At 35.5% G+C, this 13,466-nt stretch carries 13 protein-coding genes; all 13 read left to right on the top strand.

All coding sequences use genetic code 11. The features are described from left to right. Positions 1-16 precede the first annotated feature (16 nt). Complete coding sequence (dnaN, locus tag HT678_RS02470) at positions 17-1,153, top strand: DNA polymerase III subunit beta (RefSeq protein WP_023940601.1); 1,137 nt, start codon at positions 17-19, stop codon at positions 1,151-1,153. A 64-nt stretch (positions 1,154-1,217) separates the two neighbouring features. Further along, positions 1,218-1,412 (top strand): DUF951 family protein, encoded by a 195-nt coding sequence (locus HT678_RS02465; RefSeq protein WP_000285186.1) that lies wholly within the window; start codon positions 1,218-1,220, stop codon positions 1,410-1,412. Between the two features lie 83 nt (positions 1,413-1,495). Next, the gene (ychF, locus tag HT678_RS02460; RefSeq protein ID WP_001218709.1) at positions 1,496-2,611 is read left to right on the top strand and encodes a redox-regulated ATPase YchF; all 1,116 of its coding nucleotides are present in this window, start codon (positions 1,496-1,498) and stop codon (positions 2,609-2,611) included. 71 nt (positions 2,612-2,682) lie between these two features. Beyond that, on the top strand, positions 2,683-3,252 hold the full coding sequence (gene pth / locus HT678_RS02455; protein ID WP_000163938.1) for an aminoacyl-tRNA hydrolase: 570 nt from the start codon (positions 2,683-2,685) through the stop codon (positions 3,250-3,252). Continuing rightward, positions 3,253-6,756, top strand: a complete 3,504-nt coding sequence (gene mfd / locus HT678_RS02450; protein ID WP_050254323.1) for a transcription-repair coupling factor — start codon at positions 3,253-3,255, stop codon at positions 6,754-6,756. A gap of 57 nt (positions 6,757-6,813) precedes the next feature. Next, complete coding sequence (locus tag HT678_RS02445; protein WP_050254322.1) at positions 6,814-7,080, top strand: RNA-binding S4 domain-containing protein; 267 nt, start codon at positions 6,814-6,816, stop codon at positions 7,078-7,080. Then, complete coding sequence (locus tag HT678_RS02440) at positions 7,073-7,441, top strand: septum formation initiator family protein (protein ID WP_000041914.1); 369 nt, start codon at positions 7,073-7,075, stop codon at positions 7,439-7,441. The genes HT678_RS02445 and HT678_RS02440 overlap by 8 nt, the downstream gene beginning before the upstream one ends. Positions 7,442-7,445: 4 nt before the next feature. Next, a complete protein-coding gene (locus tag HT678_RS11700; RefSeq protein ID WP_000429334.1) occupies positions 7,446-7,568 on the top strand; it encodes an SP_0009 family protein in 123 nt (40 codons plus the stop codon). Next, positions 7,561-8,829, top strand: coding sequence for a serine hydrolase (locus tag HT678_RS02435; RefSeq protein WP_001224762.1), 1,269 nt, complete (start codon positions 7,561-7,563; stop codon positions 8,827-8,829). Before HT678_RS11700 ends, HT678_RS02435 begins: the two co-directional genes overlap by 8 nt. After that, entirely contained in the window at positions 8,826-10,103 is a 1,278-nt protein-coding gene (tilS, locus tag HT678_RS02430; protein ID WP_172924564.1) for a tRNA lysidine(34) synthetase TilS, read from the top strand. The genes HT678_RS02435 and tilS overlap by 4 nt, the downstream gene beginning before the upstream one ends. A gap of 4 nt (positions 10,104-10,107) precedes the next feature. Next, entirely contained in the window at positions 10,108-10,650 is a 543-nt protein-coding gene (gene hpt, locus HT678_RS02425; RefSeq protein ID WP_000892174.1) for a hypoxanthine phosphoribosyltransferase, read from the top strand. 15 nt (positions 10,651-10,665) lie between these two features. Continuing rightward, on the top strand, positions 10,666-12,624 hold the full coding sequence (ftsH, locus tag HT678_RS02420; RefSeq protein ID WP_000744568.1) for an ATP-dependent zinc metalloprotease FtsH: 1,959 nt from the start codon (positions 10,666-10,668) through the stop codon (positions 12,622-12,624). Between the two features lie 119 nt (positions 12,625-12,743). Further along, a complete protein-coding gene (locus HT678_RS02415; protein ID WP_050207750.1) occupies positions 12,744-13,223 on the top strand; it encodes a transcriptional regulator in 480 nt (159 codons plus the stop codon). Positions 13,224-13,466: the final 243 nt, after the last annotated feature.

Below are 13,466 nucleotides of genomic sequence, written 5' to 3'. Positions count from 1 at the left end.
AAATAAAGGAGAATCCATGATTCATTTTTCAATTAATAAAAATTTATTTCTACAAGCCTTAAATACAACTAAAAGAGCTATTAGTTCTAAAAATGCCATTCCTATTTTATCAACTGTCAAAATTGACGTGACCAATGAAGGTGTTACTTTAATTGGTTCAAATGGTCAAATTTCAATTGAAAATTTTATTTCTCAAAAAAATGAAGATGCTGGTCTATTAATTACTTCTTTAGGTTCGATCCTTCTTGAAGCTTCTTTCTTTATCAATGTGGTATCTAGCCTACCTGATGTAACTCTTGATTTTAAAGAAATTGAACAAAATCAAATTGTTTTAACCAGCGGCAAATCAGAAATTACCTTAAAAGGAAAAGATAGTGAACAGTATCCACGAATCCAAGAAATTTCAGCAAGCACTCCTTTGGTTCTTGAAACAAAATTGCTCAAGAAAATTATCAATGAAACAGCTTTTGCTGCAAGTACACAAGAAAGTCGTCCAATTTTAACAGGTGTTCATTTTGTATTGAGTCAGCATAAGGAGCTAAAAACAGTGGCAACAGACTCTCATCGTCTAAGCCAGAAAAAATTAATGCTTGAGAAAAATAGTGATGATTTTGATGTCGTGATTCCTAGCCGTTCTCTACGCGAATTTTCAGTGGTATTTACAGATGATATCGAAACTGTAGAGATTTTCTTTGCCAATAACCAAATCCTCTTTAGAAGCGAAAATATTAGCTTCTATACTCGTCTCCTAGAAGGAAACTATCCTGATACAGATCGCTTGATTCCAACAGACTTTAACACTACTATTACTTTTGATGTGGTAAACTTACGCCAGTCAATGGAGCGTGCTCGTCTTTTATCAAGTGCGACTCAAAATGGTACTGTGAAACTTGAAATTAAAGGTGGTATTGTTAGCGCCCATGTTCACTCTCCAGAAGTTGGTAAAGTAAACGAAGAAATCGATACTGATCAGGTTACTGGTGAAGATTTGACCATTAGTTTCAACCCAACTTACTTAATTGATTCTCTTAAAGCTTTAAATAGCGAAAAGGTTACCATTAGCTTTATCTCAGCTGTTCGTCCATTTACTCTTGTGCCAGCAGATACTGACGAAGACTTCATGCAGCTCATTACACCAGTTCGTACAAATTAAGTGAAAGAGGTTGAGCTTAGCTCGCCTCTTTTATGATATAATCGAAAAAGAAAAGGAGAATAGTATGTATCAAGTTGGAAATTTTGTTGAAATGAAAAAACCACATGCTTGCACCATCAAGTCAACAGGTAAAAAGGCCAATCGTTGGGAAATTACACGTGTAGGAGCAGATATCAAAATCAAATGCAGTAATTGTGACCATGTTGTCATGATGGGGCGCTATGATTTTGATCGAAAAATGAATAAAATTATTGACTGAACCCCCTTAGTTAGAGGGTTAGCAAGTTTTCCCTTTTTGTGTTATAATATTAGGGATTGAAATGAAAACGGAGAATGAGAAATATGGCTTTGACAGCAGGTATCGTTGGTTTGCCAAACGTTGGTAAATCAACACTATTTAATGCAATTACAAAAGCAGGAGCAGAGGCAGCAAACTACCCATTTGCGACGATTGATCCAAACGTTGGAATGGTTGAAGTTCCAGATGAACGCCTACAAAAACTAACTGAAATGATTACTCCTAAAAAGACAGTGCCAACAACATTTGAATTTACAGATATTGCAGGGATTGTAAAAGGAGCTTCAAAAGGAGAAGGGCTAGGGAATAAATTCTTGGCCAATATTCGTGAAGTAGATGCGATTGTTCACGTAGTTCGTGCTTTTGATGATGAAAATGTGATGCGCGAGCAAGGACGTGAAGACGCCTTTGTAGATCCACTTGCCGATATTGACACCATTAACCTAGAATTGATTCTTGCTGACTTAGAATCGGTGAACAAACGATATGCGCGTGTAGAAAAGATGGCACGTACGCAAAAAGATAAAGAATCAGTAGCTGAGTTTAATGTTCTTCAAAAGATTAAACCAGTCCTTGAAGATGGGAAATCAGCTCGAACTATTGAATTTACAGATGAGGAACAAAAGGTTGTAAAAGGTCTTTTCCTTTTGACGACTAAACCAGTGCTCTATGTTGCTAATGTTGACGAGGATGTGGTTTCAGAACCTGACTCTATCGACTATGTCAAACAAATTCGTGAATTTGCAGCGACAGAAAATGCTGAAGTAGTCGTCATTTCTGCGCGTGCTGAGGAAGAAATTTCTGAATTGGACGATGAAGATAAAAAAGAGTTTCTTGAAGCCATTGGTTTGACAGAATCAGGTGTAGATAAGTTGACGCGTGCAGCTTACCACTTGCTTGGATTGGGAACTTACTTCACAGCTGGTGAAAAAGAAGTTCGCGCTTGGACTTTCAAACGTAGTATGAAGGCTCCTCAAGCAGCTGGGATTATCCACTCAGACTTTGAAAAAGGATTTATTCGTGCAGTAACCATGTCATATGAGGATTTAGTGAAATACGGATCTGAAAAGGCCGTAAAAGAAGCTGGACGCTTGCGTGAAGAAGGAAAAGAATATATCGTTCAAGATGGCGATATCATGGAATTCCGCTTTAATGTCTAAAAAATTAATAAATGGTGTCAATTAGGTTGGAAAAAAATTCCAACCCTTTTGGCTTTTGAAAGGAAAAATAAATGACCAAATTACTTGTAGGCTTGGGAAATCCAGGAGATAAATATTTTGAAACAAAACACAATGTTGGATTTATGTTGATTGACCAACTAGCGAAAAAACAAAATGTCACTTTTACACATGATAAGATATTTCAAGCTGACCTAGCATCCTTTTTCCTAAATGGAGAAAAAATTTATCTTGTCAAACCAACGACATTTATGAATGAAAGTGGAAAAGCGGTTCATGCTTTATTGACTTATTATGGTTTGGATATTGAAGATTTACTCATCATTTACGATGATCTTGACATGGAAGTTGGAAAGATTCGTTTAAGAGCAAAAGGTTCAGCAGGTGGTCATAATGGTATCAAGTCTATTATTCAACATATTGGAACCCAAACCTTTAATCGTGTTAAGATTGGAATCGGAAGACCTAAAAATGGCATGTCAGTTGTTAACCATGTTTTGAGTACCTTTGACAAGGATGATTATATCGGTATTTTACAGTCTATTGACAAAGTTGACGACTCTGTAAACTACTATTTACAAGAGAAAAACTTTGAAAAAACGATGCAGAGGTATAACGGATAAATGGTGACCTTATTAGATTTATTCTCAGAAAATGATCAGATAAAAAAATGGCATCAAAATCTGACAGATAAGAAAAGACAATTAATGTTAGGTTTGTCAACTTCTACAAAAGCTTTAGCAATAGCTAGTAGTTTGAGACAGGAAGATAAGATTGTGTTATTGACGTCAACTTATGGAGAAGCAGAAGGACTTGTTAGTGATCTTCTATCTATCTTGGGTGAGGAATTTGTCTATCCATTTTTGGTAGATGACTCCCCTATGGTAGAATTTTTGATGTCTTCACAAGAAAAAATCATTTCACGGGTTGAAGCCTTGCGTTTTTTGACTGATTCATCTAAGAAAGGGATTTTAGTTTGTAATATCGCAGCAAGTCGATTGATTTTACCGTCTCCAAATGTATTCAAAGATAGTATTGTAAAAATCTCAATCGGTGAAGAATATGATCAACACGCGATTATCCATCAGTTGAAGGAAATTGGCTATCGAAAAGTTACACAAGTACAAACTCAAGGCGAATTTAGTCTTCGAGGAGATATTTTAGATATTTTTGAAATATCCCAGTTAGAACCTTGCCGAATTGAGTTTTTTGGTGATGAAATTGATGGTATCAGGTCATTTGAAGTAGAAACACAATTATCGAAAGAAAATAAGACAGAACTCACCATATTTCCAGCTAGCGACATAATTTTGAGAGAAAAGGATTATCAACGAGGTCAGTCAGCTTTAGAAAAACAGATTTCAAAAACGTTATCACCTATTTTAAAATCATACTTAGAAGAAATTCTTTCAAGTTTTCACCAAAAACAAATGCATTCTGATTCACGGAAATTTTTATCTTTATGCTATGATAAGACATGGACTGTATTTGATTATATTGAAAAAAACATACCAATATTCTTTGATGATTATCAAAAATTGATGAATCAGTATGAAGTCTTTGAAAGAGAATTAGCGCAGTACTTTACAGAAGAATTACAGAATAGTAAAGCATTTTCTGATATGCAGTATTTTGCTGATATTGAACAAATCTATAAAAAACAAAGTCCGGTGACTTTTTTCTCTAATCTTCAAAAGGGACTAGGAAATCTCAAGTTTGACCAAATTTATCAATTTAATCAATATCCTATGCAGGAGTTTTTCAATCAATTTTCTTTTTTAAAAGAAGAAATTGAACGATACAAAAAAATGGATTACACTATTATCCTGCAATCTAGCAATTCAATGGGAAGTAAAACATTGGAGGATATGTTAGAGGAATATCAGATTAAATTGGATTCCAGAGATAAGTCAAGAATCTATCAACAATCTGTAAACTTAATTGAGAGTAACCTAAGACATGGTTTTCATTTTGTAGATGAAAAGATTTTATTGATAACTGAACATGAGATTTTTCAAAAGAAATTGAAACGTCGTTTTCGAAGACAGCATGTTTCAAACGCAGAGAGATTAAAAGATTACAATGAACTTGAAAAAGGAGATTACGTTGTTCACCATATTCATGGGATTGGTCAATATCTAGGAATTGAAACAATTGAAATCAAGGGGATTCACCGTGATTATGTTAGTGTTCAATACCAAAACGGGGATCAAATCTCTATCCCAGTAGAACAGATTCATCTACTGTCTAAATATGTTTCAAGTGATGGGAAAGCTCCAAAACTCAATAAATTAAATGACGGTCATTTTAAAAAAGCAAAGCAAAAAGTTAAGAACCAGGTAGAGGATATAGCAGACGATTTAATCAAACTCTATTCTGAGCGTAGTCAGTTGAAGGGTTTTGCTTTTTCAGCTGATGATGAAGATCAACATGCTTTTGATGATGCATTTCCTTATGTTGAAACGGATGATCAACTTCGTAGTATTGAGGAAATCAAGAGGGATATGCAAGATTCTCAGCCAATGGATAGGCTATTGGTTGGGGATGTTGGTTTTGGAAAGACTGAAGTTGCAATGCGTGCAGCCTTTAAGGCTGTCAATGATCACAAACAGGTTGTCGTTCTAGTTCCGACGACGGTTTTAGCGCAACAGCACTATACGAATTTTAAGGAACGATTCCAAAATTTTGCAGTTAATATTGATGTGTTGAGTCGCTTTAGAAGTAAAAAAGAGCAGACTGAAACACTTGAAAAATTGAAAAACGGTCAAGTCGATATTTTAATTGGAACACATCGTGTTCTGTCAAAAGATGTTGTGTTTTCTGATTTGGGCTTGATGATTATTGATGAAGAACAACGATTTGGTGTCAAGCACAAGGAAACCTTGAAAGAGTTGAAGAAACAAGTGGATGTCCTAACTTTGACCGCTACGCCAATCCCTCGTACCCTCCATATGTCTATGTTGGGAATCAGAGATTTGTCTGTTATTGAAACTCCGCCGACTAATCGTTATCCTGTTCAGACCTATGTTTTGGAAAAGAATGATAGTGTCATTCGTGATGCTGTTTTGCGTGAAATGGAGCGTGGAGGTCAAGTTTACTATCTTTACAATAAAGTTGACACGATTGACCAGAAGGTTTCAGAATTACAGGAGTTGATTCCAGAGGCTTCGATTGGTTATGTTCACGGACAAATGAGTGAAATCCAGTTGGAAAATACTCTACTAGACTTTATTGAGGGACAATACGATATCTTGGTGACGACTACCATTATTGAGACAGGGGTGGACATTCCAAATGCCAATACTTTGTTTATTGAAAATGCAGACCATATGGGCTTGTCAACCTTGTATCAGTTAAGAGGAAGAGTCGGCCGTAGTAATCGTATTGCTTATGCCTATCTCATGTATCGTCCAGAAAAATCGATTAGTGAAGTCTCTGAAAAGAGATTAGAAGCGATTAAAGGATTTACAGAATTGGGATCCGGATTTAAGATTGCTATGCGAGATCTTTCGATTCGTGGAGCAGGGAATCTCCTAGGAAAATCCCAGTCTGGTTTCATTGATTCTGTTGGTTTTGAATTGTATTCGCAGTTATTAGAGGAAGCTATTGCTAAACGAAACGGTAATGCTAACACAAGAACCAAAGGGAATGCTGAGTTGATTTTGCAAATTGATGCCTATCTTCCTGATACTTATATTTCTGATCAACGACATAAGATTGAAATTTACAAGAAAATTCGTCAAATTGACAACCGTGTTAACTATGAAGAGTTACAAGAAGAGTTGATGGACCGATTTGGAGAGTACCCAGACGTAGTAGCCTATCTTTTAGAGATTGGTTTGGTCAAATCATACTTGGACAAGGTCTTTGTTCAACGTGTGGAAAGAAAAGATAATAAAGTTACAATCCAATTTGAAAAAGTCACTCAACGACTGTTTTTAGCTCAAGATTATTTTAAAGCTTTATCCGCAACGAACTTAAAAGCAGGCATCGCTGAGAATAAGGGATCAATGGAGCTTGTATTTGATGTTCGAAATAAGAAGGATTATGAAATTTTAGAAGGACTGATGATTTTTGGAGAAAGTTTACTAGAGATAAAAGAGTCTAAGAAAGAAAATTCCATTTGATATTTTTCTTCTATAAAATAGATAAAAATGGTACAATAATAAATTGAGGTAATAAGGATGAGATTAGATAAATATTTAAAAGTATCGCGAATTATCAAGCGTCGTACAGTCGCAAAGGAAGTAGCAAATAAAGGTAGAATCAAGGTGAATGGAATCTTGGCCAAAAGTTCAACGGACTTGAAAGTTAATGACCAAGTTGAAATTCGCTTTGGCAATAAGTTGCTACTTGTCAAAGTACTAGAGATGAAAGATAGTACAAAAAAAGAAGATGCAGCAGGCATGTATGAAATTATCAGTGAAACACGGGTAGAAGAAAATGTCTAAAAATATCGTACAATTGAATAATTCTTTTATCCAAAATGAATATCAACGTCGTCGCTACCTGATGAAAGAACGACAAAAACGGAATCGTTTTATGGGGTGGGTATTGATTTTGATTATGCTATTATTTATCTTGCCAACTTTTAATTTAGCGCAGAGTTATCAGCAATTACTCCAACGACGTCAGCAATTATCAGAATTGCAAACTCAGTATCAAACTTTGAGTGATGAAAAGGATAAGGAGACAGCATTTGCTACCAAGTTGAAAGATGAGGATTATGCTGCCAAATATACACGAGCGAAGTACTATTATTCTAAGTCGAGGGAAATAGTTTATACGATTCCTGACTTGCTTCAAAGGTGATAAAATGGAAAATTTACTAGACGTAATAGAGCAATTTTTGAGTTTGTCAGATGAAAAGCTGGAAGAATTGGCTGATAAAAATCAATTATTGCGTTTACAAGAAGAAAAGGAAAGGAAGAATGCGTAAATTCTTAATTATTTTGTTGCTACCAAGTTTTTTGACCATTTCAAAAGTTGTTAGCACAGAAAAAGAAGTCGTCTATACTTCGAAAGAAATTTATTACCTTTCACAATCTGACTTTGGTATTTATTTTAGAGAAAAATTAAGTTCTCCTATGGTTTATGGAGAGGTTCCTGTTTATGCGAATGAAGATTTAGTAGTGGAATCTGGAAAATTAACTCCCAAAACAAGTTTTCAAATAACCGAGTGGCGTTTAAATAAACAAGGAATTCCGGTATTTAAGCTATCCAACCATCAATTTATTGCTGCAGACAAACGATTTTTATATGATCAGTCAGAGGTGACTCCAACAATAAAACAAGTATGGTTAGAATCTGACTTTAAACTGTATAATAGCCCTTATGATTTAAAAGAAGTGAAATCATCCTCATCAGCTTATTCGCAAGTATCAATCGATAAGACCATGTTTGTAGAAGGAAAAGAATTTCTACATATTGATCAGGCTGGATGGGTAGATAAGGAATCAACTTCTGAAGAAGATAATCGGATGAGTAAAGTTCAAGAAATGTTATCTGAAAAATATCAGAAGAATTCATTCTCTATTTATGTTAAGCAACTGACTAATGGAAAAGAAGCTGGTATCAATCAAGATGAAAAGATGTATGCAGCTAGTATTTTGAAACTCCCTTATCTCTATTATGCGCAAGAAAAAATAAATGAGGGTCTTTATCAGTTAGATACGACTGTAAAATACGTATCAGCAGTCAATGATTTTCCAGGTTCTTATAAACCAGAAGGAAGTGGTAGTCTTCCTAAAAAAGAGGATAATAAAGAGTATTCTCTCAAGGACTTAATCACAAAAGTATCAAAAGAATCGGATAATGTAGCTCATAATCTATTGGGTTATTACATTTCAAACCAATCTGATGCCACATTCAAATCCAAGATGTCTGCCATTATGGGAGATGATTGGGATCTAAAAGAAAAATTGATTTCTTCCAAGATGGCTGGGAAGATTATGGAAGCCATTTATAATCAAAATGGATTTGTGCTAGAGTCTTTGACTAAAACAGATTTTGATAATCAGCGAATTGCCAAAGGTGTTTCTGTGAAGGTCGCTCATAAAATTGGGGATGCGGACGAATTTAAGCATGATACGGGTGTTGTCTACGCAGATTCTCCATTTATTCTTTCTATTTTCACTAAGAATTCTGATTATGATACAATTTCTCAGATAGCCAAGGATGTTTATGAGGTTCTAAAATGAGGGAACAAGATTTTTTAAATCATTTTCTCAAGAGAGGATATTTTAAAAAGCATACTAAGGTGGTGCTAGCTCTTTCTGGTGGATTAGATTCTATGTTTCTATTTAAGGTATTGTCTACTTATCAAAAAGAGTTAGAAATTGAATTGATCTTAGCTCATGTGAATCATAAGCAGAGAGTAGAATCAGATTGGGAAGAACAGGAATTAAGGAAGTTAGCTGCTGAAGCAGAGCTTCCTATTTATATCAGCGATTTTTCAGGAGAATTTTCAGAAGCGCGTGCTCGACATTTTCGTTATGATTTTTTTCAAGAGGTCATGAAAAAGACAGGTGCGACAGCTTTAGTTACTGCCCACCATGCTGATGACCAGGTGGAAACGATTTTGATGCGTTTGATTCGAGGCACTCGTTTGCGCTATCTATCAGGAATTAAGGAGAAGCAAGTAGTAGGAGAGATAGAAATCATTCGTCCCTTCTTGCATTTTCAGAAAAAAGACTTTCCATCAATTTTTCACTTTGAAGATACATCAAATCAGGAAAATCATTATTTTCGCAATCGTATTCGAAACGCTTATTTACCAGAATTAGAAAAAGAAAATCCTCGATTTAGAGATGCAATCTTAAGTATCGGAAATGAAATTTTAGATTATGACTTAGCTATAGCTGAATTATCTAACAATATTGATGTAGAAAATTTAGATCAGCTATTGTCTTACTCTGAGTCGACACAAAGAGTTTTACTTCAAACTTATCTGAATCGTTTTCCAGATTTGAAGCTTACAAAAGCTCAGTTTGAAGAAGTTAGACAAATTTTAAAAACTAAAAGCCAGTATCATCATCCGCTTAAAAATGGTTATGAATTGATAAAAGAGTACCAACAGTTTCAGATTTGTAAAATCAGTCCGCAGGCTGATGAAAAGGAAGATGAACTTGTGTTACACTATCAAAATCAGGTATCTTATCAAGGATACACATTTTCCTTTGGAATTCCTTTAGAAGGTGAATCAATTCAACAAATACCTGTTTCACGCGAAACATCCATACACATTCGTCATCGAAAAACAGGAGATGTTTTGATTCAAAATGGACATAGAAAAAAACTCAGACGTCTATTTATCGATTTGAAAATCCCTATGGAAAAGCGAAAATCTGCTCTGATTATTGAGCAATTTGGTGAAATTGTCTCAATTTTGGGAATTGCGACCAGTAATTTGAGTAAAAACACGAAAAATGATATAATGAACACTGTACTTTATATAGAAAAAATAGATAGGTAAAAAAATGTTAGAAAACGATATTAAAAAAATTCTCGTTTCACACGATGAAATTACAGAAGCTGCTAAAAAATTAGGTGCTCAACTCACTAAAGACTATGCAGGAAAAAATCCAATCTTAGTCGGGATTTTAAAAGGATCTATTCCTTTTATGGCTGAATTGGTTAAACATATTGATACACATATTGAAATGGACTTCATGATGGTTTCTAGCTACCATGGTGGAACAGCAAGTAGTGGTGTTATCAATATTAAACAAGATGTGACTCAAGATATCAAAGGAAGACATGTTCTATTTGTAGAAGATATCATTGATACAGGTCAAACTTTGAAGAATTTGCGAGATATGTTTATTGCAAGAGAAGCAGCTTCTGTTAAGATTGCAACCTTGTTGGATAAACCAGAAGGACGTGTTGTAGAAATTGAGGCAGACTATACCTGCTTTACTATCCCAAATGAGTTTGTAGTAGGTTATGGTTTAGACTACAAAGAAAATTATCGTAATCTTCCTTATGTTGGAGTATTGAAAGAAGACGTGTATTCAAATTAGAAAGAATAATTTTTAATGAAAAAACAAAATAATGGTTTAATTAAAAATCCATTTCTATGGTTATTACTTATTTTTTTCCTAGTTACAGCTTACCAGTATTTTAGTACAGGTAGTGTTGCAGGGAAAAGTGAGCAAATTAATTATACAGAATTGGTAAAAGAAATTACCGATGACAATGTAAAAGAATTAACCTACCAACCAAATGGCAGTGTTATCGAAGTTTCGGGTGTTTATAAAAATCCTAAAACAAGTAGAGAAGAAACAGGCATTCAGTTTTTCACGCCATCTGTTACTAAGGTAGAGAAATTTACCAGCACTATTCTTCCTGCAGATACTACCGTATCAGAATTGCAAAAACTTGCTACTGACCATAAAGCAGAAGTAACTGTTAAGCATGAAAGTTCAAGTGGTATGTGGATTAATCTACTCGTATCCATTGTGCCATTTGGAATTTTATTCTTCTTCCTATTCTCTATGATGGGAAATATGGGAGGAGGAAATGGCCGTAATCCAATGAGTTTTGGACGTAGTAAGGCTAAAGCTGCAAATAAAGAAGATATTAAAGTAAGATTTTCAGATGTTGCTGGAGCTGAGGAAGAAAAACAAGAACTAGTTGAAGTTGTTGAATTCTTAAAAGATCCAAAACGATTTACAAAACTTGGGGCTCGTATTCCAGCAGGTGTCCTTCTGGAGGGACCTCCGGGAACAGGTAAAACTTTGCTTGCTAAAGCAGTCGCCGGAGAAGCAGGTGTTCCATTCTTGAGTATCTCAGGTTCTGATTTTGTAGAAATGTTTGTCGGAGTTGGAGCTAGTCGTGTTCGTTCTCTTTTTGAAGATGCCAAAAAAGCAGCGCCAGCTATTATCTTTATCGATGAAATTGATGCTGTTGGTCGCCAACGTGGTGTCGGCCTCGGTGGAGGAAATGATGAACGTGAGCAAACCTTGAACCAACTATTGATTGAGATGGATGGTTTTGAGGGAAATGAAGGGATTATCGTCATTGCTGCGACAAACCGTTCAGATGTACTAGACCCGGCCCTTTTACGTCCAGGACGTTTTGATAGAAAAGTATTGGTTGGTCGCCCTGATGTTAAAGGTCGTGAAGCAATCTTGAAAGTTCATGCTAAGAACAAGCCTTTAGCAGAAGATGTTGATTTGAAATTAGTGGCTCAACAAACTCCAGGCTTTGTTGGTGCTGATTTAGAGAATGTCTTGAATGAAGCAGCCTTGGTTGCTGCTCGTCGCAATAAATCGATAATTGATGCTTCAGATATTGATGAAGCAGAAGATAGAGTGATTGCTGGACCTTCTAAGAAAGATAAGACAGTTTCACAAAAAGAACGTGAATTGGTTGCCTACCATGAGGCAGGACATACCATTGTTGGCCTAGTCTTATCGAATGCCCGCGTTGTTCATAAGGTTACAATTGTACCAAGAGGTCGTGCAGGGGGTTACATGATTGCACTTCCTAAGGAAGATCAAATGCTTCTATCTAAAGAAGATATGAAAGAGCAATTGGCTGGTTTAATGGGTGGACGTGTAGCTGAAGAAATTATCTTTAATGTCCAAACTACAGGAGCTTCAAACGACTTTGAACAGGCGACACAAATGGCGCGTGCAATGGTTACAGAGTACGGTATGAGTGAAAAACTTGGTCCAGTTCAATATGAAGGAAATCATGCTATGTTTGGTGCACAAAGCCCTCAAAAATCAATTTCAGAACAAACAGCTTATGAAATTGACGAAGAGGTTCGTTTATTATTGAATGAAGCACGAAATAAAGCTGCTGAAATTATTCAGTCAAATCGTGAAACTCACAAGTTGATTGCAGAAGCACTATTGAAATACGAAACATTGGATAGTACACAAATTAAATCTCTCTATGAAACAGGAAAGATGCCTGAAGCAGTAGAAGAGGAATCTCATGCATTATCTTATGATGAAGTAAAGTCAAAAATGAATGATGAAAAATAACCCAAAGAGAGGCAAGACCTCTCTTTTTTGTGCAGTTGAGGAGCTAAAGGGTGCAGAATGGATGAAATGTACCAAAAGTGTTTCTAATCTGTTAGACTGTATCTAGAAAGGGGAAAATTATGATTAAAGAATTGTATGAAGAAGTCCAAGGGACTGTGTATAAGTGTAGAAATGAATATTACCTTCATTTATGGGAATTGTCGGATTGGGATCAAGAGGGAATGATATGTCTACATGAATTGATTAGTAGAGAAGAAGAGCTGGCAGAAGATATTCCTCGTTTACGTAAATACTTCAAAACAAAATTCCGGAATCGAATTTTAGATTATCTTCGTAAGCAAGAAAGCCACAAACGAAGATATAATAAAGAACCATATGAAGAAGTAGGTGAGATTAGTCATCGTATAAGTGAGGGAGGTCTGTGGATAGATGACTATTATCTCTTTTATGAAACACTAAGAGATTATAGAAACAAACAAAGTAAAGAGAAACAAGAAGAGCTAGAACGCATTTTAAGAAATGAACGATTCCGAGGGCGTCAAAGAGTGTTAAGAGACTTACGTATTGTGTTTAAAGAGTTTGACATCCGTAGCCGGTAAGAAGCAATGCAAAAAAATGAAAAAAATAGGAAAAGGTGTGTCAATCGAAAGTGATGATGCCCCAAAAAATGGTGAGATTGAGGGCAATTATTTTGCTTTCATTTGACACGAGGAACCCTTGAAGCTGTTTTTTCAGCTAAACCAAGGCTAGTCTTAGCCTTGGCTCTCCAGCCTCACAGCTCCAAGCCTCTTATCAAATGAAATGCTTGTCTTAGACTCCTTATTTTCTCTCTCCTAAATGTA

It is taken from the genome of Streptococcus sp. 3167, assembly GCF_013277175.1.
GTDB classification, from domain to species: domain Bacteria; phylum Bacillota; class Bacilli; order Lactobacillales; family Streptococcaceae; genus Streptococcus; species Streptococcus pseudopneumoniae.
Note: the sequence above shows the minus strand (reverse complement) of the source record. Positions and strands in the feature narration are given on the sequence as shown.

Coding starts and splice junctions, on each gene's coding strand:
- ftsH (WP_000744568.1), top strand. CDS start 10,666: ATGAAAAAACAAAATAATGGTTTAATTAAAAATCCATTTCTATGGTTA.
- HT678_RS02415 (WP_050207750.1), top strand. CDS start 12,744: ATGATTAAAGAATTGTATGAAGAAGTCCAAGGGACTGTGTATAAGTGT.
- pth (WP_000163938.1), top strand. CDS start 2,683: ATGACCAAATTACTTGTAGGCTTGGGAAATCCAGGAGATAAATATTTT.
- hpt (WP_000892174.1), top strand. CDS start 10,108: ATGTTAGAAAACGATATTAAAAAAATTCTCGTTTCACACGATGAAATT.
- HT678_RS02465 (WP_000285186.1), top strand. CDS start 1,218: ATGTATCAAGTTGGAAATTTTGTTGAAATGAAAAAACCACATGCTTGC.
- tilS (WP_172924564.1), top strand. CDS start 8,826: ATGAGGGAACAAGATTTTTTAAATCATTTTCTCAAGAGAGGATATTTT.
- HT678_RS11700 (WP_000429334.1), top strand. CDS start 7,446: ATGGAAAATTTACTAGACGTAATAGAGCAATTTTTGAGTTTGTCAGAT.
- ychF (WP_001218709.1), top strand. CDS start 1,496: ATGGCTTTGACAGCAGGTATCGTTGGTTTGCCAAACGTTGGTAAATCA.
- mfd (WP_050254323.1), top strand. CDS start 3,253: ATGGTGACCTTATTAGATTTATTCTCAGAAAATGATCAGATAAAAAAA.
- dnaN (WP_023940601.1), top strand. CDS start 17: ATGATTCATTTTTCAATTAATAAAAATTTATTTCTACAAGCCTTAAAT.
- HT678_RS02445 (WP_050254322.1), top strand. CDS start 6,814: ATGAGATTAGATAAATATTTAAAAGTATCGCGAATTATCAAGCGTCGT.
- HT678_RS02435 (WP_001224762.1), top strand. CDS start 7,561: ATGCGTAAATTCTTAATTATTTTGTTGCTACCAAGTTTTTTGACCATT.
- HT678_RS02440 (WP_000041914.1), top strand. CDS start 7,073: ATGTCTAAAAATATCGTACAATTGAATAATTCTTTTATCCAAAATGAA.